This window comes from Kitasatospora sp. Ki12, from assembly GCF_054601375.1.
The window spans coordinates 627,758-651,600 of the sequence record NZ_BAAIHT010000001.1 but is presented as its reverse complement, the minus strand read 5'-3'; the positions used below and the strand labels follow the sequence as shown (position 1 = coordinate 651,600).

Genomic DNA, 23,843 nt, shown 5'->3' with positions numbered 1-23,843 from the left:
CAGGAAGACACCACCCCATGACAGACCAGCAGCGCGACGCGGCCGCCGGCGGCGACGTCCGGCTCACCGGCATCGGCAAGACCTACGGTTCCTTCACCGCCGTCCACCCCCTCGACCTGACCGTCCCCCAGGGCTCCTTCTTCGCCCTGCTGGGTGCCTCCGGCTGCGGCAAGACCACCACCCTGCGCATGATCGCCGGCCTGGAGGAGCCCACCAGCGGCACCGTCCTGATCGGCGGCCAGGACGTCACCGCCCTGCCCCCGTACAAGCGGCCGGTGAACACCGTCTTCCAGAGCTACGCGCTCTTCCCGCACCTGGACATCTTCGAGAACGTCGCCTTCGGCCTGCGCCGGCGCGGCAAGAAGGACGTCAAGAAGCAGGTCGAGGACATGCTGGAGCTGGTCGAACTCGGCCAGTACGCCCGGCGCAAGCCGCACCAGCTCTCCGGCGGCCAGCAGCAGCGCGTCGCGGTCGCCCGCGCGCTGATCAACCACCCGCAGGTGCTGCTCCTGGACGAGCCGCTCGGCGCGCTCGACCTCAAGCTCCGCCGCCAGATGCAGCTGGAGCTCAAGCGGATCCAGACCGAGGTCGGCATCACCTTCGTGCACGTCACCCACGACCAGGAGGAGGCCATGACCATGGCCGACACCATCGCGGTGATGAACGGCGGCCGGGTCGAGCAGCTGGGCGCGCCCGCCGACCTGTACGAGAACCCCGCCACCACCTTCGTGGCCAACTTCCTCGGCCAGTCCAACCTGCTGCCCGCCGAGGTCACCGGCACCGCCGGCGAGGACCTGCTGCTCAGCGCCGCCGGCACCCGCCTCACCGTGCCGAAGGCCCGCTGCGCCACCGACGCCAAGCGCGTCCACCTCGGCGTCCGCCCGGAGAAGATCACCATCACCCACGTCACCGAGGAGGTCGCCGAGGGCCGCAACGCGCTCGTCGGCACGGTGCTCGACTCCAGCTTCATCGGCGTCTCCACCCAGTACGTGGTGCGCACCGACGGCGGCCAGGAGGTCACCGTCTTCGAGCAGAACATGGAGCGCGACGCCCGGATCGTCCCCGGCGCCGGCGTCCGGCTGCACTGGAACCCGGCGCACTCCTTCGCCCTGGACGCCTCGCAGGCGATCGACGCGGGCACCGGGGAGGAGGCCGCATGACCACCACCACCCCGGCGGCGCCGCCCCAAGTCATCCCGTTGACCCCCGCGGAGGGCAAGCCCCGGCGCAAGCTCACCCCGTACTGGCTGCTGCTGCCCGGCATCGCCTGGCTGGTGGTCTTCTTCGCCGTCCCGATGCTCTACCAGGCGTCCACCTCGCTGCAGACCGGCTCGCTCGAAGAGGGCTTCAAGGTCACCTGGCACTTCTCGACCTACTGGGACGCCCTGGTCGAGTACAAGTGGCACTTCGTCCGCTCGTTCTCCTACGCGGCCGTGGCCACCGTGCTCTGCCTGGCCGTCGGCTACCCGCTCGCGTACACGATCGCCTTCAAGGCGAGCAAGCGCTGGCGCAACGTCATCCTGATCCTGGTCATCGCGCCGTTCTTCACCAGCTTCCTGATCCGCACGCTGGCCTGGAAGACCATCCTGTCCGACGGCGGCCCGGTGGTCGGCGCGCTGAACGCGCTGCACGTCCTGGACCTCACCAACCTGGTCGGCCTGACCTCCGGCGACCGGGTGCTGGCCACGCCGCTCGCGGTGGTCTGCGGCCTGACGTACAACTTCCTGCCGTTCATGATCCTTCCGCTGTACACCTCGCTGGAGCGGATCGACCCGCGGCTGCACGAGGCGGCCGGCGACCTCTACGCCCGCCCGTTCACCACCTTCCGCAAGGTCACCTTCCCGATCTCGCTGCCGGGCGTGGTCGCGGGCACCCTGCTGACCTTCATCCCGGCCTCCGGCGACTACATCAACGCCCAGCTGCTGGGCTCGCCGAGCGAGCAGATGGTCGGCAACGGCATCCAGAAGCAGTTCCTGAACGTGCTCGACTACCCCATGGCGGCCGCGCTGAGCTTCATCCTGATGGCCCTGATCCTGGGCATGGTGACGGTCTACATGCGCAAGGCCGGGACGGAGGAACTGGTCTGATGTCCCGGATTCTGAAGTGGGTCCGCGCCCACCTGGTGGTGCTGGCCGGACTGCTGGCCCTCGCCTACCTGGTGCTGCCCAACCTGGTCGTGCTCGCCTTCTCGTTCAACAAGCCGGTGGGCAAGTTCAACTACGAGTGGAACGAGTTCTCCACCGACGCCTGGACCAACCCCTGCGGCGTGGCCGACATGTGCCAGTCGCTCTCGCTCAGCCTGCAGATCGCGGTGCTCGCCACCATCGGCGCCACCGTGCTCGGCACCATGGTCGCCTTCGCACTGGCCCGCTACCGCTTCCGCGGCCGCTCCGCCACCACCGCGATGATCTTCCTGCCGATGGCCATGCCCGAGGTGGTCATGGCCGCCTCGCTCGGGACGCTCTTCCTCAACATGCGCATCCCGTTCGGCTTCACCACCATCCTCATCGCGCACATCATGTTCTGCCTCAGCTTCGTGGTGACGGCGGTCAAGGCCCGCGTGATGAGCATGGACCCGAGGCTCGAACAGGCCGCCCAGGACCTCTACGCGACCCCCGTCCAGACCTTCCTCCGGGTCACCCTGCCGCTGGCGGCACCCGGTATCGCGGCGGGCGCGCTGCTCAGCTTCGCGCTCTCCTTCGACGACTTCATCATCACCCAGTTCAACTCGGGCCCGACCACGGTCACCTTCCCGATGTTCGTCTGGGGCGCCTCGCAGCGCGGCATCCCGGTGCAGGTCAACGTGATCGGCACCGCGATGTTCCTCGCCGCCGTCGTGTTGACCGTCGCCGGCCAGTGGCTCGGCAACCGCCGCAAGGCCACCGCCTGACGTGCCGCACGGCCACCGCCTGACGTACGGTCGGACGGCGGTGGCCCGTAATGTCATCTATCCGTGGAAAGTGGCTGATAATGCATGGACTCCGCCCGCGCGCTCAGTGACGCCAGGCCCACCCCCTTCTGGCTGGAGGACCCCGGCCGGCCGGCGGCGCTGCCCGCCCTGGTCGGCGACACCACCTGCGACCTGCTGGTCGTCGGCGGCGGCTACTCCGGTCTGTGGACCGCCCTCATCGCCAAGGAACGCGACCCCTCACTGGACGTCGTCCTGGTCGAGGGCAACGAGGTCGGGTGGGCCGCGTCGGGGCGCAACGGCGGGTTCTGCGCGGCCAGCCTCACCCACGGCTTCGGCAACGGCCTGGAGCGCTGGCCCTCCGAACTCGCCCAGCTGGAACGTCTCGGCGCCGCCAACCTCGACGGCATCGAGGCGACCGTCAAGCGCTACGGCATCGACGCAGAGTGGGAGCGCACCGGCGAGATCGACGTCGCCACCCAGCCCCACCAGGTCGAGGAGCTGCACGAGGTCGCCGAGGCGGTCGCCCGCTACGGCCTCGACATCACCGTGCTGGACGCCGACCAGCTGCGCGCCGAGGTGAACTCGCCGACCTTCCTCGGCGGCCTCTGGGACAAGGAGGGCGTGGCCATGGTCCACCCCGCCAAGCTCGCCTGGGGCCTCAAGGCCGCCTGCCTGAGCCAGGGTGTGCGCGTCTACGAGCACACCCGCGCCACCGACCTGCGCGAGTACGGCAGCGGCATGGCCGCCCGCACCACGTACGGCCGGGTCTTCGCCCGTCGGGTCGCGCTCGGCACCAACGTGTTCCCGTCCCTGCTCAAGCGGGTCCGCCCGTACATCGTGCCGGTGTACGACTACGCGCTGATGACCGAACCGCTCGACGAGGCGCAGCTCGCCTCGATCGGCTGGCGCGGGCGCCAGGGGCTCGGCGACAGCGCCAACAAGTTCCACTACTTCCGGCTCTCCGCCGACAACCGGATCCTGTGGGGCGGCTACGACGCGGTCTACCACTACGGCGGCCACGTCCGGCACGAGTACGACCAGCGGCCGGAGACCTTCCGCACCCTGGCGAACAACTTCTTCCGCTGCTTCCCGCAGCTGGAGGGGGTGCGCTTCACCAACGCCTGGGGCGGCGCGATCGACACCTGCAGCCGGTTCTCGGCCTTCTTCGACACCGGGTACCGGGGCAAGGTCGCCTACGCGGTCGGCTACACCGGGCTCGGCGTCGGCGCGACCCGCTTCGGCGCCGAGGTGATGCTCGACCTGCTCGCGGGCGAGCGCACCGAGCGCACCTCGCTGGAGATGGTGCGCAGCAAGCCGCTGCCGTTTCCGCCCGAGCCGGTCCGCTGGGCCGGGATCGAGATCACCACCCGCTCGCTGGAGCGGGCCGACCGCAACGGCGGCCACCGCAACCTCTGGCTGCGCACGCTCGACCGGCTGGGGCTGGGCTTCGACAGCTGACCCCGCGCGAGCAGGTCCGAAGCTTCCCCGGACCCGTGTAAGAGGGACCCGCCGTCCGCCTCTCCTTGGTGGCGGCGGGTCGCGGTCCTTCCCGCCGCCGCCCGAACAGTACGAACGGCGAGAAGCGGGGACAGACATGGAGAGCACCGGACTGCACTGGCTCGCCCAGGTGGCACCGGACCCGGAGTCCTTCCGGAAGCAGTGGGAACGCACCGGGCTGGGCCTGATGCTGCTACCGGCCGGCCGCCGCTGGGACGTCCTCTCCGTCCCCGGACGGCTCGGGCACCCGGCCCTGGAGCTCCTCGACGGCGGCCTCCGCGGCCCCGTCCTCACCGACTTCGGCGCGGAGCACGTCAGCTTCCTGGTGCCGGTCGGCACCGCCGCCCGCTGGGTCGGCACCGGGGTGCGCGGCGCGGGGGAGGGCACCTGGATCGTCGTCCCGCACCCCGAACGCACCAGCCGCGGCGTGCGCTGGCTCGTCCCGCCGGACGGCTCCGGGCGGCTGAACGACCCGGTACTGCTGGAACTCGCCCTGCACGAGGCGGCGGCCGGACTCGGCGGGTGGTGACCGCATCGGCGGTGGCGCGCCGAGCGGGCGGCCGGGTCAGACTGGAGGGGTGACCAGCGCCCCGCACACCGTCGACGCCTCCCTCCGGCCGGGCCGCGCCCAGCTGCGCCTGGCCGGTCTGGCCGCGCCGGTCTGCGACCGGTACGGGCTCGTCCTCGCCGGCGGGCACGCGCTGCGCGCCCACGGCATCGCCGCCTGCGCGCAGGACGGGCTCACCCTGGCGACCGGCGGCGCCGACCTGCCGGAGGTCGCCGACGCCCTCACCGAGGCGTACCGCGCCGCGGGCGGCGGGGTGGCCGAGCGGCCGGGCACCCCCCGGCTGGAGCAGCTCACCGTACGGCTCGCGCTGGGCGGCCGGACGCACTCGGTGGAGCTGCGCAAGGAGCCGCTGGCCCACCGGCCGGTCCGGCTCGACCTCGGTGCGCCCGGGCCGGACGAGCCGCCGGTGGTCCTGCCGGTCGTCGCCCTGGAGGACGCGGCGGCGCTGACCACCGTGCTGCTCGTGGACCGGGGCATGCCGCGCGACCTGATCGACGTCCACGCCCTCACCCGCTTCTACCGGGAGGGCGAACTGATCGCCCTAGCAGGTGAGTTGGACCCGGACCTCCAGCCGGCGGCGCTCGCCGACCGGCTGGAGACGCTCGCCGAGGCGGCCGACGGGCGGTTCCGCGCCCGGGGCGTGCCGGCCGGAGCCGTGGGTGAGCGGAAGCGGTGGGCGCTGGCGTGGGCGCAGGACCTGCGGCTGGACCTGCTGGAGACCCGGGAGGCGGCGGACGGACTGCACGATCCGTACCTGGAGGACCCGTACCCGGAGGACCCGTACCTGGAGGAGTCGTCCCCGGAGGACGAGGAGGCCTGAGGACTCGCGGCTGGGCGGGGCCGGGGGCCGGGGGGAGCAACACGTTCGGAGTAGCGACCGGACGACCTGTAAGGCTGAATCCGAGATCCCCGTCAGCCTGTTCGTTGAGCCCGGCCCGGTCGGGGACCAGACTGGGAGACGAGCGCGGTAGCCCCGTGAATTTCCGTCGCCCGGCCCACTCGCGGGCGGCGCCAGACCGGACCGGTGGCAGGACGCCGCCCGGGACTTCGGAGGCAGACGGACCTTGAGCAAGCACATCATTCACTGGATCTCCGGCAAGCCGGTCGCCACCGCCGGTGCGGCGCCCCGCCGCGGTGACATCTTCGACCCGGCCACCGGACAGGTCGCCGGCCAGGTCGACTTCGCCGGCATCGCCGAGGTCGACCAGGCCGTGGCCGCCGCCGCCTCGGCGTTCACCGAGTGGCGCACCGCCTCGGTCGCCAAGCGGTCGACCGTGCTCTTCGCCTTCCGCGAGCTGCTGAACGCCCGCCGCGAGGAGCTGGCCTCGATCATCGTGTCGGAGCACGGCAAGGTCCACTCCGACGCCCTGGGCGAGATCGCCCGCGGCCTGGAGGTCGTGGAGTACGCCTGCGGCATCCCGCAGCTCATCAAGGGCGGCTTCACCGAGCAGGCCTCCACCGGCATCGACGTCTACTCGATCCGCCAGCCGCTCGGCCCGGTCGCGATCATCTCGCCGTTCAACTTCCCGGCCATGGTGCCGATGTGGTTCTTCCCGATCGCGATCGCGGCCGGCAACACCGTCGTGGTCAAGCCCTCGGAGAAGGACCCGTCCGCCGCCAACTTCCTCGCCGGACTGTGGAAGGAGGCCGGCCTGCCGGACGGCGTCTTCAACGTCGTGCACGGCGACAAGGTGGCCGTCGACCGCCTGCTGGAGCACCCGGACATCAAGTCCGTCAGCTTCGTCGGCTCCACCCCGATCGCCCGCTACGTCTACGAGACCGGCACCCGCTACGGCAAGCGCGTGCAGGCCCTGGGCGGCGCCAAGAACCACATGCTGGTCCTGCCCGACGCCGACCTGGACCTCGCCGCCGACGCCGCCGTCAACGCCGGATTCGGCGCGGCCGGCGAGCGTTGCATGGCGGTGTCCGTCCTGGTCGCGGTCGACCCGATCGGCGACGAGCTGGTCGAGAAGATCAAGCAGCGGGTCGCCGGCCTCAAGGTCGGCCCGGGCTGCAACGGCGACTCCGAGATGGGCCCGCTGGTCACCGGCCAGCACCGGGACAAGGTCACCTCCTACGTGGAGTCCGGCATCGCCGACGGCGCCGAGCTCGCCGTGGACGGCCGCAAGCACCCGATCGCCGCCGAGGACAAGGACGGCACCCCGACCACCGACGGCTTCTGGCTCGGCCCGACGCTGTTCGACCACGTGAAGCCCGGCATGTCCGTCTACAACGACGAGATCTTCGGCCCGATCCTCTCGGTCGTGCGCGTCGCCTCCTACGAGGAGGGCCTGGAGCTGATCAACGCCAACCCGTACGGCAACGGCACCGCCCTGTTCACCAACGACGGCGGCGCCGCCCGGCGCTTCCAGTTCGAGGTGGAGGTCGGCATGGTCGGCATCAACGTCCCGATCCCGGTGCCGGTCGCCTACTACTCCTTCGGCGGCTGGAAGGCCTCGCTCTTCGGCGACGCCCACGCGTACGGCCCGGACGGCGTGCACTTCTTCACCCGCGGCAAGGCCGTGACCCAGCGCTGGCTGGACCCGTCGCACGGCGGCATCAACCTCGGCTTCCCCACCAACAGCTGAGCCCGCGCTTCACCGACCCGTCGACCGGACCCCATCTCCCCGGGGCCCGGTCGACGGGCGTTTGCCTGCCGTTTGCATCCGACCGCAGGAGAGCGTAGAGTTCTTCGAGCTGCCTGGCAGGGAGCACCGGACACGCATCTGCGCGGACGGTCCCGGGGCAGCCAATCCTCTGAAACACCACTTCCCAGTTCGGGCTGGGTCGCGTTCGCATTTCCGCGTCGTGGCTCGGTTCTTATTCGGCGTGCTCGTTTTAATGGGTTGCGGTCGATTCGCTTTTCGGAGCGGGGATCGGCTAGAGTTTGAAACGTCGGACGGGGCGTCAAGCCGCAGAAGACACCGGCGAGTTGGATGAGGAAGCCCGGAAACGGCGCGGAAAACATCTGATAAGCTGGAAACACGAAAGAACGAAGCCCGGAGGGCCTGCTGGAAGGCAGTCCGAAGGAAGCGTCCGTTCCTTGAGAACTCAACAGCGTGCCAAAAGTCAACGCCAGATATGTTGACATCCCCGGCCTCAGATTTTTCTGGGGTTGGAGATTCCTTTTGAAGTAAAACACTAGCGAGGACGCAGTGCGCGGGGCCGCCCTATTCCGGTGGTTGCCGTGCCGCTCAACGCGGGTGTCGACCCGATTACGGGTATACATTCACGGAGAGTTTGATCCTGGCTCAGGACGAACGCTGGCGGCGTGCTTAACACATGCAAGTCGAACGGTGAAGCCCTTCGGGGTGGATCAGTGGCGAACGGGTGAGTAACACGTGGGCAATCTGCCCTGCACTCTGGGACAAGCCCTGGAAACGGGGTCTAATACCGGATATGACCTTCCTCCGCATGGGGGTTGGTGTAAAGCTCCGGCGGTGCAGGATGAGCCCGCGGCCTATCAGCTTGTTGGTGGGGTAATGGCCTACCAAGGCGACGACGGGTAGCCGGCCTGAGAGGGCGACCGGCCACACTGGGACTGAGACACGGCCCAGACTCCTACGGGAGGCAGCAGTGGGGAATATTGCACAATGGGCGAAAGCCTGATGCAGCGACGCCGCGTGAGGGATGACGGCCTTCGGGTTGTAAACCTCTTTCAGCAGGGAAGAAGCGCAAGTGACGGTACCTGCAGAAGAAGCACCGGCTAACTACGTGCCAGCAGCCGCGGTAATACGTAGGGTGCGAGCGTTGTCCGGAATTATTGGGCGTAAAGAGCTCGTAGGCGGCCTGTCGCGTCGGATGTGAAAGCCCGGGGCTTAACCCCGGGTCTGCATTCGATACGGGCAGGCTAGAGTGTGGTAGGGGAGATCGGAATTCCTGGTGTAGCGGTGAAATGCGCAGATATCAGGAGGAACACCGGTGGCGAAGGCGGATCTCTGGGCCATTACTGACGCTGAGGAGCGAAAGCGTGGGGAGCGAACAGGATTAGATACCCTGGTAGTCCACGCCGTAAACGTTGGGAACTAGGTGTTGGCGACATTCCACGTCGTCGGTGCCGCAGCTAACGCATTAAGTTCCCCGCCTGGGGAGTACGGCCGCAAGGCTAAAACTCAAAGGAATTGACGGGGGCCCGCACAAGCAGCGGAGCATGTGGCTTAATTCGACGCAACGCGAAGAACCTTACCAAGGCTTGACATATGCCGGAAACACCTGGAGACAGGTGCCCCCTTGTGGTCGGTATACAGGTGGTGCATGGTTGTCGTCAGCTCGTGTCGTGAGATGTTGGGTTAAGTCCCGCAACGAGCGCAACCCTTGTTCTGTGTTGCCAGCATGCCTTTCGGGGTGATGGGGACTCACAGGAGACTGCCGGGGTCAACTCGGAGGAAGGTGGGGACGACGTCAAATCATCATGCCCCTTATGTCTTGGGCTGCACACGTGCTACAATGGTCGGTACAAAGGGCTGCGATGCCGCGAGGCGGAGCGAATCCCAAAAAGCCGGCCTCAGTTCGGATTGGGGTCTGCAACTCGACCCCATGAAGTTGGAGTTGCTAGTAATCGCAGATCAGCATGCTGCGGTGAATACGTTCCCGGGCCTTGTACACACCGCCCGTCACGTCACGAAAGTCGGTAACACCCGAAGCCGGTGGCCTAACCCGTAAGGGGAGGAGCCGTCGAAGGTGGGACCAGCGATTGGGACGAAGTCGTAACAAGGTAGCCGTACCGGAAGGTGCGGCTGGATCACCTCCTTTCTAAGGAGCACATGGCCGCTTGCAGGCGAATGTTCTGCACGGTCGCTCATGGGTGGAACGTTGACTATTCGGCACAGCTCGTAAGGGCCTGTTAGTACTGCTTCGGCGTGGAAAACAGAGCACTGCGGGTTGTGTCGGGCACGTTGTTGGGTCCTGAGGGAACGGGTTTCCGTTGTCTCAGTGCCGGCCTCACTCGAGGCGCTCTTCGGAGTGTTGAGGGTGTGTGACTGGTCGTTGTTTGAGAACTGCACAGTGGACGCGAGCATCTGTGGCCAAGTTTTTAAGGGCGCACGGTGGATGCCTTGGCACTAGGAACCGATGAAGGACGTGGGAGGCCGCGATAGGCCCCGGGGAGCTGTCAACCGAGCTTTGATCCGGGGGTGTCCGAATGGGGAAACCCGGCAGTCGTCATGGGCTGTCACCCGCTGCTGAACACATAGGCAGTGTGGAGGGAACGCGGGGAAGTGAAACATCTCAGTACCCGCAGGAAGAGAAAACAACCGTGATTCCGGGAGTAGTGGCGAGCGAAACTGGATGAGGCTAAACCGTATTGGTGTGAGACCCGGCAGGGGTTGCCAATGCGGGGTCGTGGGATTTTTCTTGATCGGTCTGCCGGCCGGTCGGCGAGTCAGAAACCGTATGGGTAGTCGAAGGACATGCGAAAGGTCCGGCGTAGAGGGTAAGACCCCCGTAGACGAAATCTGTACGGCTCGTTTGAAGAACTCCCAAGTAGCACGGGGCCCGAGAAATCCCGTGTGAATCTGGCGGGACCACCCGCTAAGCCTAAATATTCCCTAGTGACCGATAGCGGATAGTACCGTGAGGGAATGGTGAAAAGTACCGCGGGAGCGGAGTGAAATAGTACCTGAAACCGTGTGCCTACAAGCCGTGGGAGCGTCGTTCATCAGCTTGCTGGTGGGCCGTGACTGCGTGCCTTTTGAAGAATGAGCCTGCGAGTTTGCGGTGTGTAGCGAGGTTAACCCGTGTGGGGTAGCCGTAGCGAAAGCGAGTCCGAATAGGGCGACCCAGTTGCATGCCCAAGACCCGAAGCGGAGTGATCTAGCCATGGGCAGGTTGAAGCGCGGGTAAGACCGTGTGGAGGACCGAACCCACCAGGGTTGAAAACCTGGGGGATGACCTGTGGTTAGGGGTGAAAGGCCAATCAAACTCCGTGATAGCTGGTTCTCCCCGAAATGCATTTAGGTGCAGCGTCACGTGTTTCTTGCCGGAGGTAGAGCACTGGATAGGCGATGGGCCTTACCGGGTTACTGACCTTAGCCAAACTCCGAATGCCGGTAAGTGAGAGCGTGGCAGTGAGACTGTGGGGGATAAGCTCCATGGTCGAGAGGGAAACAGCCCAGAACACCGACTAAGGTCCCTAAGCGTGTGCTAAGTGGGAAAGGATGTGGAGTCGCAGAGACAACCAGGAGGTTGGCTTAGAAGCAGCCACCCTTGAAAGAGTGCGTAATAGCTCACTGGTCAAGTGATTCCGCGCCGACAATGTAGCGGGGCTCAAGCACATCACCGAAGTCGTGTCATTCACATGCGAAGGCCTAACGGCTGTGGATGGGTAGGGGAGCGTCGTGTGCCGGGTGAAGCGGCGGTGGAAACCAGTCGTGGACGGTATACGAGTGAGAATGCAGGCATGAGTAGCGATACAAGAGTGGGAAACTCTTGCGCCGATTGACCAAGGGTTCCTGGGTCAAGCTGATCTGCCCAGGGTAAGTCGGGACCTAAGGCGAGGCCGACAGGCGTAGTCGATGGACAACGGGTTGATATTCCCGTACCCGCTTTGAAGCGCCAACGCTGAACCTCTTGATGCTAAGCCCGTGAAGCCGTCCTGGAGCCTTCGGGCAAAGGGAAGTGGTGGAGCCGGTGACCCAACAGGGTAGTAGGTGAGCGATGGGGTGACGCAGGAAGGTAGTCCAGCCCGGGCGGTGGTAGTCCCGGGGTAAGGGTGTAGGCCGAGTGATAGGCAAATCCGTCACTCATTGAGGCTGAGACCTGATGCCGAGCCGATTGTGGTGAAGTGGATGATCCTATGCTGTCGAGAAAAGCCTCTAGCGAGTTTCATGGCGGCCCGTACCCCAAACCGACTCAGGTGGTCAGGTAGAGAATACCGAGGCGTTCGGGTGAACTATGGTTAAGGAACTCGGCAAAATGCCCCCGTAACTTCGGGAGAAGGGGGGCCATTCCTGGTGATGGGTCTTGCACCTTGAGCTGGGGGTGGCCGCAGAGACCAGCGAGAAGCGACTGTTTACTAAAAACACAGGTCCGTGCGAAGCCGTAAGGCGATGTATACGGACTGACGCCTGCCCGGTGCTGGAACGTTAAGGGGACCGGTTAGCTCCATTTCGGTGGGGCGAAGCTGAGAACTTAAGCGCCAGTAAACGGCGGTGGTAACTATAACCATCCTAAGGTAGCGAAATTCCTTGTCGGGTAAGTTCCGACCTGCACGAATGGCGTAACGACTTCTCGACTGTCTCAACCATAGGCCCGGTGAAATTGCATTACGAGTAAAGATGCTCGTTTCGCGCAGCAGGACGGAAAGACCCCGGGACCTTTACTATAGCTTGATATTGGTGTTCGGTTCGGCTTGTGTAGGATAGGTGGGAGACTTTGAAGCAGCAACGCCAGTTGTTGTGGAGTCGCCGTTGAAATACCACTCTGGTCGTGCTGGATGTCTAACCTGGGTCCGTGATCCGGATCAGGGACAGTGTCTGGTGGGTAGTTTAACTGGGGCGGTTGCCTCCTAAAGGGTAACGGAGGCGCCCAAAGGTTCCCTCAGCCTGGTTGGCAATCAGGTGTTGAGTGTAAGTGCACAAGGGAGCTTGACTGTGAGACTGACGGGTCGAGCAGGTACGAAAGTAGGGACTAGTGATCCGGCGGTGGCTTGTGGAAGCGCCGTCGCTCAACGGATAAAAGGTACCCCGGGGATAACAGGCTGATCTTCCCCAAGAGTCCATATCGACGGGATGGTTTGGCACCTCGATGTCGGCTCGTCGCATCCTGGGGCTGGAGTAGGTCCCAAGGGTTGGGCTGTTCGCCCATTAAAGCGGTACGCGAGCTGGGTTTAGAACGTCGTGAGACAGTTCGGTCCCTATCCGCTGTGCGCGTAGGAGTGTTGAGAAGGGCTGTCCCTAGTACGAGAGGACCGGGACGGACGAACCTCTGGTGTGCCAGTTGTCCTGCCAAGGGCATGGCTGGTTGGCTACGTTCGGGAGGGATAACCGCTGAAAGCATCTAAGCGGGAAGCCTGCTTCGAGATGAGCACTCCCACCTCCTTGAGAGGGTAAGGCTCCCAGTAGACGACTGGGTTGATAGGCCGGATATGGAAGCCCTGTAAGGGGTGGAGTTGACCGGTACTAATAGGCCGAGGGCTTGTCCTCAGTTGCTCGCGTCCACTGTGTTGTTCTGAAACAACGACCCACCCGATTCTTGGTCGGGTGTCGGTTGACAGTTTCATAGTGTTTCGGTGGTCATAGCGTGAGGGAAACGCCCGGTTACATTCCGAACCCGGAAGCTAAGCCTCACAGCGCCGATGGTACTGCAGGGGGGACCCTGTGGGAGAGTAGGACGCCGCCGAACAATCATTCCAAAAAGCCCCATCCGGATCCCGGATGGGGCTTTTTGCGTTACCCTCTGCCAATGCAGAATCTGACCCTCACCTGGCAGTCGGCCGGGGGCGCCGCCGCCGGCCTCTACGCGGGCGCGTACGTCGCGTCGAGGGTTCGGAAGCCGGGGCTGACGGCGTTGCTGCGGGAGGCCGGCACGCTGCTGGCGCTCTTCGCGCTGTGGCAGCTGGTCGGGCACCTGTCGGTGATGAGCGCGGACCACGCGCTGGACCGGGCGGACTGGATCCACCACACCGAGCAGGTGATCGGGTTGCCGGACGAGGCGTCCTGGCAGGCGGCGGTGACGCCGTACCCGGTGCTGGTGCGGCTGGCGAACTACTACTACGCGGTCATGCACTTCGCGGTGATGCTCGGCGTCCTGCTCTGGGTGTTCGTGCGGCACCGCGAGCGGTACGCGTGGGTGCGGAACACGGTGGTGATCACGACCGCGGTCTGTCTGCTGGTGCAGTTCATCCCGGTGGCGCCGCCCCGGATGCTGCCGGGGAGCGGTTTCGTCGACGTGGCCGCGCAGTACGGGCAGTCGGTGTACGGGGGCGCGATGGGCGGCGTCGTGGTGGCGGACCAGCTGTCGGCGATGCCCTCGGTGCACGTGGCCTGGTGCGTGCTGGCCGCGGTCGCGGTGATCCGGGTGTCCCGGAGTTCGCTGCGGTGGGCCGTGGTGCTGCATCCGGTGTTGACGGTCGCGGTGGTCGTGGTGACGGCCAACCACTTCTGGGCGGACGGCGTCGTCGCCGTGGCGATCCTCCTGTTCGCCTACGCCGTCCTGGCGCTGGCGGCACGCCGACGGGGCCGGGTCTCCGTCGGGACGGAGACCCGGCCCCGCACCGCCGATGAGCGGTTGGAGCAGGTCGGTTGAGCCTCGGTCGAGCTGGCGGTCGAGCCGTCAGCGACTCAGCCGTCAGCGTCTCACTTGACCGGTAGGGCGAGCTTTCCCCAGGCGCCGTTGCTCAGCGCGGAGGTGGCCCAGTACCAGGCGGCGAGCCCGGAGGCGGCCGCGACCCAGCCGGCGAGCTTGGCCAGGCCGCCGTAGCCGCCGAAGGTGGCGATGGCGGACAGGAGCAGGGAGAGCGTCAGCAGGCCGTAGACGGCGCGGCTGAGCAGGCCCGCGCCCCAACCCGCCGCGGTGAGGGTGAGGGCGAGCAGGGCCCACAGGAGCAGGAACAGTCCGGCGGCGTTCTTGCCCGCTCCGCCGGCGGCGGACCAGGTCGCCCAGAAGGCGCCGAGGGTGGTGAACGCGGTTCCGGTGAAGCCCTCGCCGCCGCGGAGCTGCCAGAGGCCCGCGATGAAGAGGGTGACGCCGCCGAGCAGGTGGGCGAGGTGGGCCGCGTCCCCGACGCCGGCGCCGTGCAGGATGCCGGTGGAGAGCAGGCCGTAGGCGAGCAGTGTCAGGCCGAGGGCGAGGTAGCCGAGGTTACCCGCGTCGGCTCCGGTGGAGCGGGCGTTCGTTGCCCCGGTAGCGTCATTGCTCACCGGAGGCTCCTTTCACTCTGGGCGCGCGCAGGGCGCAGTAACGCTGTGGTGTGGTTCCGATGGGTGGATGCGCGCGACCGCGCCGAGGACGCACGGCTGTGAGCGTGCGTGGGCTGCGGTCGGAAGTGATGGGCCAGCGGAGAGCCCGCTGGTCACGTCCCCGCCGGGTGGATTTCCCGGTGGGATCGGTCTACCCGGCGTCGGGCGCTTGTACCCTTGTGAAGATAACAATTTGTGACTGCGTCAGCTGTGGAACGCTCACGGCTGGCGCTGGTTGGGCACCCGCAGGGTCAGGATCGCCATGTCGTCGGAGGGCGGCTCGGGGGCGAAGCGCTCGACGGCGCGCTGGACGCGGGCCGCGACGGCGCCGGCGGTCAGGCCGGTGCAGCCGGTGAGCACCTCGGCGAGGCCGTCGTCGCCCAGCATCCGGCGGCCCTCCCGGCGTTCGGTGACGCCGTCGGTGACGCAGAGCAGGACCTCGCCCGGGGAGAGCACCAGGTGCTCGGCGGTGAGGTCGAGGTCGTCCATGACGCCGAGCAGCGGCTGCGGGGTGGCGGCGCGGTCGACCCGGCCGTCGGTGCGCAGCCGCAGCGGCAGCGGGTGGCCGGCGCAGACCAGGGAGAGCTCGGTGCTGCCGTCCGGGCGGGGCGTCAACTCGCCGTAGAGCAGGGTGAGAAAGCGGCTGCGCGCACCCTCGTCCAGGATGGCCGCGTTGAGGCGGCGGAGCACCTGCGGGGCGTCCAGGCCCTCGCGGGCGAGCAGGCGCAGCGAGTGCCGGGCCAGGCCGGTGACCGAGGCGGCCTCGGGGCCGGTGCCGCAGACGTCGCCGATGGCGAAGCCGTAGGTGCCCTCGCGGATGGTGAACAGGTCGTAGAAGTCCCCGCCGACCTCGTTGCCCTCGCCGGCGGCCTGGTAGTAGACGTCCACCTCGACGCCGGGGATCTCCGGCAGGTCCGGCGGGAGCAGGCTGCGCTGCAGGGCCTGGCTGGTGGCGGTGCGCTCGGAGTAGAGGCGGGAGTTGTCCAGGGCGAGGGCGGCGCGGCGGGAGAGGTCCTCGGCGAGTTCGAGGATCTCCTGGCGGAAGCGGACGCCGGACGGGACGCCCAGCGCCAGCAGGCCGATGACCCGGTTGCGGGCGGTCAGCGCGATGACGACGGTCTCGCCCAGCAGACCGGCGAGTTCGGGGCTGTCGGTGAGGCCGCCGGCCTCGGCGGTCTCGGCCGGTGCCCGCCAGAAGCGGACGCCGTGGGTCGGGCCGGCCTCCGGGACGGGGGTCTTGTCGAGCAGGTCGCGCAGCGGGTCGATGCGGTCCTCGTCCTCGTGCAGGACGAAGGCGAGCCGGGCCGGGGAGGTGTGGTCGGCCGTGGTGTAGAGCGCGCACCAGGAGGCGAGGGTGGGCACGGCCATCTGGGCCATGAGGGCGAGGGTCTGCTCGTGTTCGAGGGTGCCGGCCAGCAGGTCGGAGGCCTCGACGAGGAAGGAGAGCGAGCCCCGGCGCAGCCGTTCGAGTTCGGTCAGCCGGGTGCTCTCGACCGCGAGGGCGACCCGGTCGGCGGCGAACTGCAGGCGCAGCGCGTCCTCGTTGTCGTAGCGGCCGGGGGCGGTGGCGGCGATGCCGAGCGAGCCGATCAGGCGGCCCTCGACCTTGAGCGGCACGGTCAGCAGGGAGCGCATGCCGCTGTCGGAGAGCAGGGGCAGGCCGGTGGGGCGGGCGGAGAGGTCCTCGTGGACGGAGGGCAGCCGGGCGGAGTGGTAGCGGCTGCCGGTCTCGACCGGGAAGCGGGTGTGCCGGCGGTGCCCGGAGGTGAGGCCGGTGGCGGCGCGGACCTCGAACTCGGTCTCGTCCTCGGTGGTGAGCAGCAGGTACGCGGCGTCGCCGTCGAGCAGGTCGCGGGCGCGTTCGACGGTGCGCTGCAGCAGGGTGTCGAGGTCGTCGGTGGCGACCGGGCCGGCCAGCAGGTCGAGCCGGGGGCCGGCCTGGTCGGGGCGCTCGCCGGGCAGGGCGCGGGCGGGGGAGCGCAGCACGGCGCGGTCGGGTTCGAGGACGAGCAGGCAGAGCGTGGAGGGGACGCCCTCGGTGTCGCGGACCCGGACCTGGACGCCGTACACCTCGACCTCGTGGCCGTCCCGGCGGCGGATCCCGTAGCCGCCCTCCCAGCGGGCCATCCGCAGGGTGTCGGCGAGGCCGGGGCCGCGGCCGGGGGACTGCGGCCAGACGGCCAGGTCGGCCCAGGGGCGGCCGAGGACGGTGGCGGCGGGGTACCGGAAGAGGGCTTCGGCGTCCGGGTTCCAGGCCAGGACGCGGCCGTCCTCGTCGAGTTGGACGACGGCGACGTGCACCGGGCCGGGGCCGCTCGGCAGGTCGCTGCCGGGGGTGGCGGGAACGGCGTAGCGGGTGCCGACCACCTGTGCGGGCAGCAGGAGGCGGAACCAGACGGTCTTGCGGCCGGCCCCGTACTCGACGCCCCACCGTTCGGCGAGGGCGGAGCACATCAGGAGTCCGCGGCCGCCCTCGCCGTCGGGGTCGGCGTAGCGGTCGGAGGCGGTGACGGGTCCGTCGCCGAGGGAGGGCAGGCCGCGTTCCGGGTGGTGGTCGGTGACCTCGATCCGGACGGTCTCCTCCTCGCGGAGGCAGCAGACCTCGGCGGCGGTGCCGGCGTGCACGACGGCGTTGGTGACCAGCTCGCTGACCAGGACGACCGCGTCGTCGACGACCTCGGGCAGGCCCCAGCCGAGCAGCGCGTCCCGGACGAAGCCCCGGGCGGCGGCCGCGGACCGGCCGTCGGGGTCGAACGTGGCGGCTGCGCGTGCGGTGACCACGTTGCCACTTCTCCTCTGCTGCTCTGGCCCTGGCTGTCCGGGGTGCGGCGACTTCCCCGTACGCGCCGCCGGGGGGTGAGCGGCGGCGCTGGGTCGGGTCGTGGCCCGGTGCAGCGCTCCACCCTACTTTCCGCTTGGTTCCCCGTGGGGGCGGGGCGCCGAAACAGGCACCTGAGGGTGATTCTGCCCACCTGTTTCGGACGGTGCGGTACCAACCGTGCGCAACCGGCCGTGCACCGGGCGCAGGTGCTGCCAGACTGGGGGGTCCGCGATGACCGGTACGAGCAGTACGGTCGTGTGGGTGCCGGCGCGCCGAAGGCCGCCGGTACGCAGCCCAGCCGGGCCGGTGCCCGGGCGCGTGCCGGGCCCGGCACGGGCGGCCACCGGACGGTTCACGATGTGGGAGGGGCCCGTTGAGTTCGGCCACCAAGGACGCAACCGGTACGACGCCGCCCGCCCAGCGCGGCGGCCGCTCCGGGACCGCGCCGCGGAACGCGGCCGGCCGGCGAGCGAGCCACAACCGTGGCGCGGAGCCCGCCGACCTGCGCAAGCTGCTGTCCGCGCTGACCGCGATGCGGGACGGGAACTTCCGCCGCCGGCTGACCGTGCCGGGTGACGGACCGCTGGCGGAGATCGCCGCGGTGTTCAACGAGGTCGCCGAGCGCAACCAGCACCTGACCGGCGAACTGGCGCGGGTGCGGCGCGCGGTGGGCCGCGAGGGCCGGCTGAACGAGCGGCTGGAGACCGGCGCGGGCGAGGGCGCCTGGATGGCGGCGGTCGACAACTGCAACGCGCTGATCGACGACCTGGCCCGGCCGATGGCCGACGTGGGCCGGGTGCTGACCTCGATCGCCGAGGGCGACCTGGACCAGAAGATGGAGCTGCGCTCGCTGCACGGCAACGGGGTGAGCCACCCGCTGCGCGGCGAGTACCTGAGGATCGGGCGGACCGTCAACGGGCTGGTGGACCAGCTCTCGGAGTTCACCGACGAGGTGACCCGGGTGGCCCGCGAGGTCGGCACCGAGGGCAAGCTCGGCGGCCAGGCCAAGGTCCGCAGCGTGTCGGGCAGTTGGAAGGACCTGGCGGACTCGGTCAACACCATGGCCGGGCGGCTGACCGCGCAGGTGCGCAACATCGCCCAGGTGACCACCGCGGTGGCCAAGGGCGACCTGTCCCGCAAGGTCACCGTCGAGGTGGCCGGCGAGATGCTGGAGCTGAAGAACACCGTCAACACGATGGTGGACCAGCTGAACGGCTTCGCCGCGCAGGTCACCACGGTGGCCAGGGACGTGGGGACGGAGGGCCGGCTGGGCGGCCAGGCGCAGGTGCCGGGCGTGGCCGGGGTGTGGCGGGACCTCACCGACTCGGTGAACTTCATGGCCGACAACCTGACCGGCCAGGTCCGCAACATCGCCCAGGTGACCACGGCGGTGGCGCGCGGGGACCTCTCGCAGAAGATCGAGGTGGACGCGCGCGGCGAGATGCTGGAGCTGAAGAACACCATCAACACGATGGTGGACCAGCTCTCCGGCTTCGCCGAGCAGGTGACCAGGGTGGCCCGTCAGGTGGGCACCGAGGGCCGGCTGGGCGGCCAGGCGCAGGTGCCCTGGGCGGCCGGGGTGTGGCGGGACCTGACCGACAACGTCAACTTCATGGCGAACAACCTCACCGATCAGGTGCGCAACATCGCCCAGGTGACGACCGCGGTGGCCAAGGGCGACCTGTCGCAGAAGATCCAGGTGGACGCGCGCGGGGAGATCCTGGAGCTGAAGAACACCATCAACACGATGGTGGACCAGCTGGGCGCCTTCGCGGACGAGGTCACCAGGGTGGCCCGGGACGTCGGCACCGAGGGCATCCTCGGCGGCCAGGCCAGCGTGCCCGGGGTGGCCGGCATCTGGAAGGACCTGACCAACTCCGTCAACCTGATGGCCAACAACCTGACCAGTCAGGTCCGCAGCATCGCCGAGGTGACCACGGCGGTGGCGCGCGGCGACGTGTCGAAGAAGATCACCGTCGACGCCCGGGGCGAGATCCTGGAGCTGGTGACGACCGTCAACACCATGGTCGACCAGCTGTCGGCCTTCGCCGACGAGGTGACCCGGGTGGCCCGCGAGGTGGGCACCGAGGGGATCCTGGGCGGCCAGGCGCGGGTGCGCGGGGTGTCGGGCATCTGGAAGGACCTGACCGACAACGTCAACTTCATGGCGTCCAACCTGACCGGCCAGGTGCGCAACATCGCCGAGGTGGCCGGCGCGGTGGCCCGCGGCGACCTCTCCAAGAAGATCTCCATCGACGCGCAGGGCGAGGTGGCGGCGCTCGCCGGGACCCTCAACACCATGGTCGACCAGCTCTCCTCCTTCGCGGTGGAGGTGACCCGGGTGGCCCGCGAGGTGGGCACCGACGGCACCCTGGGCGGCCAGGCGAGCGTGCCGGGCGTGGCCGGCATCTGGAAGGACCTGACCGACAACGTCAACCTGATGGCCAACAACCTCACCGGCCAGGTGCGGAACATCGCGCTGGTGATCACCGCGGTGGCCCGCGGCGACCTCTCGCAGAAGATCGACGTCGACGCGAGCGGCGAGATCCTCCAGCTCAAGACCAGCATCAACACCATGGTCGACCAGCTCTCCGCGTTCGCCGACGAGGTCACCCGGGTCGCCCGCGAGGTGGGCACCGACGGACGCCTCGGCGGCCAGGCCCGGGTGCCCGGGGTGGACGGCACCTGGCAGGACCTGACCGAGTCGGTGAACGAACTGGCCAACAACCTGACCCGGCAGGTGCGCGCGATCGCCCAGGTCGCCACCGCGGTGACCAGGGGCGACCTGAGCCTGCGGATCGACGTGGACGCCGCCGGCGAGCTCGACGAGCTCAAGGACAACATCAACCAGATGATCGCCAACCTGCGCGAGACCACCCGCACCAACCAGGAGCAGGACTGGCTCAAGACCAACCTGGCCCGGATCTCCGGCCTGCTCCAGGGCCGCCGGGACCTGGAGGCGGTCGCGTCGCTGATCATGACCGAGCTGACCCCGGTGGTCTCCGCCCAGCACGGCGCCTTCTTCCTCGCCCAGCCGGCCGGCCGCACCGCCGAGCTGATCACCGAGGACGACGACGAGAACGACACCGTGCTGCGGCTGATCGGCAGCTACGGCTACCAGCGGCGGGCGATGCCGACCACCTTCCGCCCCGGCGAGTCGCTGATCGGCCAGGCCGCGGTCGAGAAGCGGGCGATCATCCTCAAGGAGGCGCCGCCCGGGTACCTCAAGATCGCCTCCGGTCTCGGCGAGGCCTCCCCGGCCCACATCGTGGTGCTGCCGGTGCTGTTCGAGGGCCGGCTGCTCGGGGTGATCGAGCTGGCCACCTTCAGCTCCTTCACCACCGTCGCGCTGGACTTCCTGAACCAGATCGCCGACCTGATCGGCGTCACCGTCAACACCATCAGCGTCAACACCAAGACCGAGGGCCTGCTGCTGGAGTCCCAGCGGCTCACCGCGGAACTCTCCATGCGGTCGGCGGAGTTGGAGGCGCGCCAGGAGGAACTGGAGCGCACCAACGAGGAGTTGCAGGAGAAGGCCGAGCAACTCGCCCAGCAGAACCGCGACATCGAGATCAAGAACAGCGAGATCGAAGAGGCCCGGCAGGTCCTGGAGGAGCGCGCCGAACAGCTCGCCCTGGCCTCCCGGTACAAGAGCGAGTTCCTCGCCAACATGTCGCACGAGCTGCGCACCCCGCTCAACTCGCTGCTGATCCTGGCCAAGCTGCTCTCCGACAACAACGAGGGCAACCTCTCGCCGAAGCAGGTCGAGTTCGCCGACACCATCCACGGCGCCGGCTCCGACCTGCTCCAGCTGATCAACGACATCCTCGACCTCTCCAAGGTCGAGGCCGGGAAGATGGACGTCCGCCCGGCCCGGATCGCCCTGGTCCAGCTGGTCGACTACGTGGAGGCCACCTTCCAGCCGGTCGCGCTGGACAAGAACCTGGACTTCGCCGTCCGGGTCTCGCCCGCCCTGCCGGTCACCCTGCACACCGACGAGCAGCGGCTCCAGCAGGTGCTGCGCAACCTGATCTCCAACGCGGTGAAGTTCACCGACGCCGGGGCCGTGGACTTCTCGATCCGCCCGGCCGGCCAGGAGGTCCCGCAGCACGTGCGGGAGCGGCTGCTGGAGTCCGGCTCGATCCAGGGCCCGGACGACGGGCTGATCGCCTTCTCGGTCTCCGACACCGGCATCGGCATCCCCGACAACAAGCTGCGGGAGATCTTCGAGGCGTTCAAGCAGGCCGACGGCACCACCAGCCGCAAGTACGGCGGCACCGGCCTCGGCCTGTCGATCAGCCGGGAGATCGCCCGGCTGCTCGGCGGCGAGATCCACGCCGAGAGCGAGCTGGGCAAGGGCTCCACGTTCACGCTCTACCTGCCGCTGCGCACCGAGGCCCCGGACCCCGCCGGGGAGCCGCGCCCGGGCGAGCGCCTGGCCGGGTCGAACGCCCAGGCGCCGCGCGCCTCGGTCGGCGTGACCCCGGTGGGCCTCCCGGTGCCGGTCGGGGAGAACCCGGCCGACCACTGGGCCCAGGAGGTCCGCGAGCTGGCCGAGGAGCGCCGCCGCGGCGCCGTGGAGCGCCGGCGCAGCGCGGCGCTGGAGAGCGCCGCCGGGCCGCGGCCGGTGGAGCCGGTGCGGCCCCGGCCGGTCAACGGCGACCGGCGCTTCGACGGCCAGCAGGTGCTGATCGTGGACGACGACGTCCGCAACGTGTTCGCGCTCACCAGCGTGCTGGAGCAGCACGGTCTGACCGTCCTGTACGCCGAGAACGGCCGCGAGGGCATCGAGATGCTGGAGCAGCACGAGAACGTGGCGCTGGTCCTGATGGACATCATGATGCCGGAGATGGACGGCTACGCGACCACCGAGGCGATCCGCCGGATGCCCCAGTTCGCCGGTCTGCCGATCATCGCGCTGACCGCCAAGGCGATGAAGGGCGACCGGGAGAAGTCGCTGGAGGCGGGCGCCACCGACCACATCACCAAGCCGGTGGAGACCGACCACCTGTTGTCGGTGATGCACGAGTGGCTGAGCGGGGACCGTGCGTGAACGGGCGTACCGGGGCGGGCGCGTGGCGGCCCGGGGAGGCGTGAAGCCCGGGCCGGGCCCCGCGGTTCACGCCTGCCGGTCGGTCGGTTTGCTGGCGGTCGGCCCCGGGAACCCGGTAGGGTCACCGATCGTTGCGAACAGTGACCGGATGGCAACGCCCTGCTGAGCGTGCGCCGGAGCACTGGCCGCGCGCCGCTCCGGATCGGGTCCCGACGGGGCGATGTGCCGGGCGAGGGGGTGCGGCTAGCATGACCGGGGTAGCGGTGGGCGGTACGCGGGTGCCTGCACCGGCGAGCAGGCAGGCGACAGGAGGGCGGGCCCTGATGCAGAAGGCGAAGATCCTCCTGGTCGACGACCGACCGGAGAACCTGCTGGCGCTGGAGGCGATCCTCTCCGCGCTGGACCAGACGCTGGTGCGCGCCGCCTCCGGCGAGGAGGCGCTCAAGGCGCTGCTCACCGACGACTTCGCGGTGATCCTGCTGGACGTCCAGATGCCCGGGATGGACGGCTTCGAGACGGCCGCCCACATCAAGCGCCGCGAGCGCACCCGGGACATCCCGATCATCTTCCTGACCGCGCTCAACCACGGCCCGCACCACACCTTCCGCGGCTACGCGGCCGGGGCCGTGGACTACATCTCCAAGCCCTTCGACCCGTGGGTGCTGCGCGCCAAGGTCTCCGTCTTCGTCGACCTGTACGTCAAGAACTGCCAGCTGAAGGAGCAGGCCGCGCTGCTGCGGCTGCAGCTGGAGTCGGGCGGCGGCGAGTCGGCCCTCGGCGGGGCGCTGCTGGGCGAGCTGTCCGCGCGGCTGGCGGCGGTCGAGGAGCAGGCGGAGGCGCTCGGCAAGCAGCTGGACGGGGTCGAGGACGCCGGGGTGGCGGCGACCGCCGCGCACCTGGAGCGCAAGCTCGTGGGGCTGCGCCGGGCGTTGGACGCGATGCGCCCCGGAAGCTCCTGATCCGCTGCCCCGCGTTCACCCGTACGGGTGGTCCGGGTGCGGCGGCCGGGTGAATCCCGGTCAGCGTGACGGTGTGTCTGCGACACGTCCGGGCGGCCCGGCTCCGGCGCATGTGCACCCGTGGTCCACACCGGTAGGC

At 68.6% G+C, this 23,843-nt stretch carries 12 protein-coding genes and 3 rRNA genes; 13 read left to right on the top strand and 2 right to left on the bottom strand.

The genetic code is table 11. The features are described from left to right. Positions 1–17 precede the first annotated feature (17 nt). From ACYP53_RS02765 to ACYP53_RS02715, 11 genes are all read left to right on the top strand, one after another. The gene (locus ACYP53_RS02765) at positions 18–1,160 is read left to right on the top strand and encodes an ABC transporter ATP-binding protein (RefSeq protein WP_189923602.1); all 1,143 of its coding nucleotides are present in this window, start codon (positions 18–20) and stop codon (positions 1,158–1,160) included. Beyond that, the gene (locus ACYP53_RS02760; RefSeq protein WP_459646558.1) at positions 1,157–2,086 is read left to right on the top strand and encodes an ABC transporter permease; all 930 of its coding nucleotides are present in this window, start codon (positions 1,157–1,159) and stop codon (positions 2,084–2,086) included. The genes ACYP53_RS02765 and ACYP53_RS02760 overlap by 4 nt, the downstream gene beginning before the upstream one ends. Continuing rightward, on the top strand, positions 2,086–2,889 hold the full coding sequence (locus ACYP53_RS02755) for an ABC transporter permease (RefSeq protein ID WP_189923606.1): 804 nt from the start codon (positions 2,086–2,088) through the stop codon (positions 2,887–2,889). Before ACYP53_RS02760 ends, ACYP53_RS02755 begins: the two co-directional genes overlap by 1 nt. An 84-nt stretch (positions 2,890–2,973) precedes the next feature. Then, a complete protein-coding gene (locus tag ACYP53_RS02750) occupies positions 2,974–4,368 on the top strand; it encodes an NAD(P)/FAD-dependent oxidoreductase (protein ID WP_189923609.1) in 1,395 nt (464 codons plus the stop codon). 136 nt (positions 4,369–4,504) lie between these two features. After that, positions 4,505–4,936, top strand: coding sequence for a hypothetical protein (locus tag ACYP53_RS02745; protein WP_189923611.1), 432 nt, complete (start codon positions 4,505–4,507; stop codon positions 4,934–4,936). Positions 4,937–4,985: 49 nt separating this feature from the next. Continuing rightward, on the top strand, positions 4,986–5,795 hold the full coding sequence (locus ACYP53_RS02740) for a nucleotidyl transferase AbiEii/AbiGii toxin family protein (protein WP_459646557.1): 810 nt from the start codon (positions 4,986–4,988) through the stop codon (positions 5,793–5,795). 244 nt (positions 5,796–6,039) lie between these two features. Continuing rightward, on the top strand, positions 6,040–7,563 hold the full coding sequence (locus tag ACYP53_RS02735; protein ID WP_189923615.1) for a CoA-acylating methylmalonate-semialdehyde dehydrogenase: 1,524 nt from the start codon (positions 6,040–6,042) through the stop codon (positions 7,561–7,563). A gap of 640 nt (positions 7,564–8,203) precedes the next feature. Then, positions 8,204–9,727 (top strand): 16S ribosomal RNA (locus ACYP53_RS02730). A gap of 270 nt (positions 9,728–9,997) precedes the next feature. Continuing rightward, a 23S ribosomal RNA gene (locus ACYP53_RS02725) occupies positions 9,998–13,116 on the top strand. Positions 13,117–13,198: 82 nt separating this feature from the next. Continuing rightward, positions 13,199–13,315 (top strand): 5S ribosomal RNA (rrf, locus tag ACYP53_RS02720). The 16S, 23S and 5S rRNA genes sit together here, the layout of an rRNA operon. Before the next feature lie 60 nt (positions 13,316–13,375). After that, complete coding sequence (locus tag ACYP53_RS02715; protein WP_459646556.1) at positions 13,376–14,218, top strand: phosphatase PAP2 family protein; 843 nt, start codon at positions 13,376–13,378, stop codon at positions 14,216–14,218. Positions 14,219–14,268: 50 nt separating this feature from the next. Here ACYP53_RS02715 and ACYP53_RS02710 read toward each other — a convergent pair whose 3' ends face one another. Together ACYP53_RS02710 and ACYP53_RS02705 are read right to left on the bottom strand one after the other, a co-directional pair. Next, positions 14,269–14,832 carry a GPR1/FUN34/YaaH family transporter gene (locus tag ACYP53_RS02710; protein ID WP_459646555.1) on the bottom strand — a complete coding sequence of 188 codons (564 nt, stop codon included), beginning with the start codon at positions 14,830–14,832 and terminating at the stop codon, positions 14,269–14,271. Positions 14,833–15,090: 258 nt separating this feature from the next. Continuing rightward, a complete protein-coding gene (locus ACYP53_RS02705) occupies positions 15,091–17,766 on the bottom strand; it encodes a SpoIIE family protein phosphatase (RefSeq protein WP_459647946.1) in 2,676 nt (891 codons plus the stop codon). Positions 17,767–18,065: 299 nt separating this feature from the next. Here ACYP53_RS02705 and ACYP53_RS02700 point away from each other — a divergent pair, with 299 nt between their 5' ends. Together ACYP53_RS02700 and ACYP53_RS02695 are read left to right on the top strand one after the other, a co-directional pair. Continuing rightward, the gene (locus ACYP53_RS02700; RefSeq protein WP_189922263.1) at positions 18,066–22,745 is read left to right on the top strand and encodes a HAMP domain-containing protein; all 4,680 of its coding nucleotides are present in this window, start codon (positions 18,066–18,068) and stop codon (positions 22,743–22,745) included. 320 nt (positions 22,746–23,065) lie between these two features. After that, positions 23,066–23,704: a response regulator gene (locus ACYP53_RS02695; protein ID WP_189922437.1), complete on the top strand. Its 639-nt coding sequence runs from the start codon at positions 23,066–23,068 to the stop codon at positions 23,702–23,704. Positions 23,705–23,843 lie beyond the last annotated feature (139 nt).

Coding starts and splice junctions, on each gene's coding strand:
- ACYP53_RS02765 (WP_189923602.1), top strand. CDS start 18: ATGACAGACCAGCAGCGCGACGCGGCCGCCGGCGGCGACGTCCGGCTC.
- ACYP53_RS02760 (WP_459646558.1), top strand. CDS start 1,157: ATGACCACCACCACCCCGGCGGCGCCGCCCCAAGTCATCCCGTTGACC.
- ACYP53_RS02755 (WP_189923606.1), top strand. CDS start 2,086: ATGTCCCGGATTCTGAAGTGGGTCCGCGCCCACCTGGTGGTGCTGGCC.
- ACYP53_RS02750 (WP_189923609.1), top strand. CDS start 2,974: ATGGACTCCGCCCGCGCGCTCAGTGACGCCAGGCCCACCCCCTTCTGG.
- ACYP53_RS02745 (WP_189923611.1), top strand. CDS start 4,505: ATGGAGAGCACCGGACTGCACTGGCTCGCCCAGGTGGCACCGGACCCG.
- ACYP53_RS02715 (WP_459646556.1), top strand. CDS start 13,376: ATGCAGAATCTGACCCTCACCTGGCAGTCGGCCGGGGGCGCCGCCGCC.